Source organism: Oscillibacter sp. (assembly GCF_032060045.1).
In the GTDB taxonomy this organism is placed as follows: Bacteria; Bacillota; Clostridia; order Oscillospirales; family Oscillospiraceae; genus Oscillibacter.
The window spans coordinates 5,661-10,479 of record NZ_DAMBZJ010000008.1; the positions used below are offsets into that span (position 1 = coordinate 5,661).

The window sequence follows — 4,819 nt, forward strand, 5'->3', positions numbered from 1 at the left end:
CGGCAAAGCCGGAACGGAAATCCCTTTTTTCAGCGTCTCATCTTACATAGATCGTTTTCTTTTACGCCCAAGCAGCCAGAAATCCAGCTCCTTTGCAGGTTCTTGTTATGCAAGACTAATTTAAAACAGCGTAATCTGGCTAGTCTCCGCCATACCGGCAAAAGACCCCAGCTTCTTGAGCTGCCCAATGTGGGTTTTGGAAAGCTTGCTGCAGCACATGGAAAACTCCTCGATGGAGATGAAGGTCTTTCCCTTCCGCTTCTCCACTGTATCCGCCGCCGCCGTCTCTCCCAGCCCGCGCACCGCGGCAAAAGGAGGAAGAAGCCCGTCTTTCGTCACCTTGAACTTTGTGGCCTCGGACTCATAAATGCTGATGGTGTCAAAGTGGAAGCCCCGGAGATAAAATTCGTAGCACACTTCCAGCGTGGTCATCAAATCCTGCTCCACCGCCGTGGCGTCCTTGTTGTTCTCGATCTCCCGGATTTTCCGCTTCACCGCATCCATCCCCGCGCAGCAGTACTCCGCGTCAAACGCCTTGGCCCGGACCGTAAAGAATGTGGCGTAAAACGCCAGAGGCTCGTGCACTTTATACCATGCGATACGAAATGCCATCATCACGTAGGCCACGGCGTGAGCCTTGGGGAACAGATAGCCGATTTTGGCAAGAGAGTCGATATACCACTCGGGAACGTCGTGCTCCCGCATGATCTCCACCCAGCCGTCGGGAAAGCCGCCCTTTTTCACCTTGCCTTTTCGGACCGACTCCATAATCTTAAAGCTTAACTCCGCATCCACACCCATGGAAATCAAATACAGCATAATGTCATCTCGGCAGCCCACCGTCTCCAAAACGGACGCGGTCCCGTCCAAAATCAAATCCCGGGCGTTGCCCAGCCACACGTCCGTACCGTGCGAAAAGCCGGAAAGACGCACCAGTGTGTTAAAATCCTTTGGGCGGGTGTCCACCAGCATCTGGCGGGTAAACCGGGTGTTGAATTCCGGGATGGCCACAGCTCCCGTCTCCCCCACCACGTCATCGTGTTCATAGCCTAAGATTTTGCTGGAGATGAAGATGGACATGGTGTCCTCATCGTCCAGTGGGATGGAACGAGGGTCCACGCCGGTCAGGTCTTCCATCATGCGCACCATGGTGGGATCATCATGCCCCAGCATGTCCAGCTTCAGGAGGTTGTCCTCCATGCAGTGATATTCAAAATGGGTGGTAATAATGTCGCTCTCCGGGTCGTCCGCCGGGTGTTGAACGGGACAGAAATCTTCGATTTCCATGTCGTCCGGCACCACTACAAGGCCGCCCGGATGCTGACCCGTGGTACGCCGAACGCCCACACAGCCCATGGTCAAGCGGTTTTCCTCCGCCCGGCCCGCCGTCATCCCGTTCTCTTCCAGATACTTTTTGACCATGCCATAGGCGGTCTTCTCCGCTAGGGTGCCGATGGTACCCGCCCGGAACACTTGCTTTTCCCCGAACATTTCAATGGCGTGGCGGTGTGCCTTAGCCTGATACTCGCCGGAGAAATTGAGATCGATATCGGGAACCTTCCCACCGCCGAAGCCCAAAAAGGTTTCAAAGGGGATGTCAAACCCGTCCTTCACGTATTTTTCGCCGCATGCCGGACAGATTTTGTCCGGCATGTCCGCACCGCAGCCGTAGGACCCGTCTTGTATAAATTCCACGTGTTTGCACTTGGGGCAACGGTAATGGGGCGGCAGGGAGTTGACTTCTGTAATTCCAGACATATAGGCCACCAACGACGAACCGACGCTGCCCCGGGAACCAACCAGATAGCCGTTCTCCAGCGACCGCTGCACCAGCTTCTGGGCAGACATATACACCACGTCGTACTTTCCCAGAATGCCGCCCAGCTCCACCTTCAACCGGTCCTCCACCAACGAAGGCAGGTCCTCGCCGTAAAGCTGGCGGGCCTTCTCCCAAACCATACGGTTTAAATCCTCCTCTGAGTTTTCAAGCCGAGGGGGATACAGGTCTTTTGGCAGCAGCTCGAATGTTTCAACACTGTCGGCCACGGCCCGGGGATTGGTCACCACCACCTCGAATGCCTTTTCCTTCCCCAGATACGAGAATTCCGCAAGCATTTCGTCAGTGGTCTTAAAGTAAATCGGAAGACTGGCGTCCGCGTCTGGAAATTTTTTCGACGCCAACAAAATATGGCGATATACCTCGTCCTCGGGCTCCCGGAAGTGCACATCTCCTGTGGCGCACACAGGTTTTCCCAGCTCGTCGCCCAACCGCACAATGGTTCGGTTTAGCTCTCGCAGGTCTTCTTCGGACTGCACATCCCCGTTTCGCAGCATAAACAAGTTGTTGCACACCGGCTGGATTTCCAGATAGTCGTAATAGGACGCAATGCGTTTCAGCTCGTCCCAGTCCTTGTGGTCCGCCACGGCGCGGAACAGTTCGCCCGCTTCGCAGGCAGCCCCCACAATAATGCCTTCCCGGTGTTGATTCAGCAGTGTTTTGGGCACCGTGGGAACTCGTTTGAAATAGTTTAGGTTGGAAGCGGAAATGATTCTATAGAGGTTTTTCAGCCCCACCTTGTTTTTTGCCAACAGGATAATGTGCTTTGGAAAGCGGTTAGACTTGCTTCCAAGAGGCCGCAGCTTTTCCATTTCAGGGTTGATTCCCTGAAGATTGGAGACCCCCTTTTCCTTCAGCATGTTGAAGAAGGGAATCAGCATATAGCCCACCGTGGCTGCGTCGTCGCTGGCTCGGTGATGGTTGAAGGCAGGCAGGTCCAGCTCCTCCGCAACAATGTCCAGCTTATACTTGTTCAGCTTTGGCAGCAGATTCTGGGCCAGAATCAGGGAGTCAATATAAGTGGTCTGGAAAGAGAGGCCCGTTTTTTTGCAGCCCTCCCGGATAAAGCCGATGTCAAATTCCGCGTTGTGGGCCGCCAGCGGGCGTCCGTCCACGAATTTTAAAAAGTCCGATAACGCATCTTTCAGCTTGGGCGCACCACGAAGCATCTCGTCGGTGATGCCCGTAAGGCCGATAATCTCCGGCGTAAGCCGCCGCTCCGGATCCACAAAAGTCTGGAACCGGTCGGTAATCTCCCCGTTTTTCAGCACCACCGCGCCGATTTCCGTAATCGCCTCCCGCATCACCTTGAGGCCCGTGGTTTCGATGTCGAAGCACACGAACTCGCCCTCAAGAGGACAGTCCTGTAAGCCGTGGACGGCCACCCGGTCGTCCAGATTGTTGATGAAATAACCCTCCATGCCGTAGAGAATCTTGATTTTATTCCCAGCGGCATGCCACGCGTCCGGAAAGGACTGGGCCACACCGTGGTCCGTGATGGCAATTGCGGGATGACCCCAGCGGATGGCTTGACGCACCGCCTCCTGCGGGTCCGTCAGTGCATCCATGCTGCTCATGCGGGTGTGCAGATGCAGCTCCACCCGCTTTACCTCAGCGGTGTCCTCTCGTTCCTTGTGTCCGGCGGCCCGGATGAGAAGGGGGGCCATCTGGATATCCTTCCCGTCCCACGTAGGCTCCATTTTCCCCTGAACCGCCACCCACATGCCAGGCTTCAGTTTTCCATCCAGCTTTCTGGCCTCGGCGGCGGTGAGATTTTTCTGCACCGTCAGGGACCCGGTATAATCTGTCAGATCCAGACTCATGCGCCAAAGTCCGGGGCGGCGCGTTTCCCGGCACTCAAAGGCAAAAATTTTGCCGATGACGGCGGCCTTTCCCGTTTTCAGGTCCAGCGACCCCACGGGTACGGTTTTTCCCACGGGCTTTTTCTCCCCGTAAAACACCTCGCCCACGGCTCCGTCCCGTTTTTTCTCCCCGCTGCGCCCTCCGTCCGATCCGGCTTGGGACGCACCCTGCGTTTTTTCCCGCGCCGGCTCTATGGGACAGCACGCGCAGGCAATCCGTGCATCAGCAAATCCATATGCCGTGCAGATTTCTTGCCCCAGCGCCCGGATTTCATCTCCGCCCAGTTCCGCCCGGGTTTCCATTTGCAGCTCAATCGTACGCTCGGCCCTGTCGATGGCCGCGCCGACCAGCATGGCCCCGTCCAGCTTCGCCCGCAGGGGCGGAAGCGGCCTTACGTCCGGAAATATGTTGGAAAATGCGATTTTTGACATAGCTTCTCTCAATCCTAACCCGCTCTCAATGTATCGTCCAAACCACCGGTTCCCCAGCGATTTTCACAGCTTCTCAATCTCCTCCATCAATGCGTCCACCAGCCGCTCCTGCGGAACCTTGCAGAGGACCTCTCCCTTTCGGAAAAGCAGGCCCTCCCCGTCACCTCCCGCGATGCCGATGTCGGCAGCGGCGGCCTCACCGGGACCATTGACGGCACATCCCATCACCGCCACGGTAATGGGCTTGCGGCAACCGTCCAGCCGCCGCTCCACTTCCTCTGCTAGAGGAATCAAATCAATGCGCGTCCGTCCGCAGGTGGGGCAGGCAATCAGGTTCACGCCATCATGGCGCAGCCCCGCCGCCCGGAGGATTTTTTTCGCCGCGTAAATCTCCTCCACCGGGTCCGCCGTCAGCGTCACACGTATGGTGTCTCCAATGCCCATGCACAGCAGCCCGCCGATGCCCATGGCAGACTTCACAAGCCCCATGGATGGCGTTCCCGCCTCGGTGACGCCCAAGTGAAGCGGATACTCCGTCCGCTCTGCAAGCAGCCGATAGGCCGCTATGGTCAGTGGCACGTCGGAGCATTTCACGGATATGCAGATGTCGTCAAAGTCAAATTGGTTCAGCAGGGTCGCGTGGCCTAAGGCACTTTCCACCAGCGCCTCCGCTGTCACGCCGCCGTAT

The 4,819-nt window shown here is 56.8% G+C and carries 2 protein-coding genes; both read right to left on the reverse strand.

The genetic code is table 11. The features are described 5' to 3' along the window. Positions 1-120: 120 nt before the first annotated feature. Positions 121-4,131, reverse strand: a complete 4,011-nt coding sequence (locus RT018_RS04760; RefSeq protein ID WP_312939760.1) for a PolC-type DNA polymerase III — start codon at positions 4,129-4,131, stop codon at positions 121-123. Between the two features lie 63 nt (positions 4,132-4,194). Next, a partial coding sequence (locus RT018_RS04765) for a flavodoxin-dependent (E)-4-hydroxy-3-methylbut-2-enyl-diphosphate synthase (RefSeq protein WP_312939761.1) occupies positions 4,195-4,819 on the reverse strand: 625 nt, incomplete at its 5' end.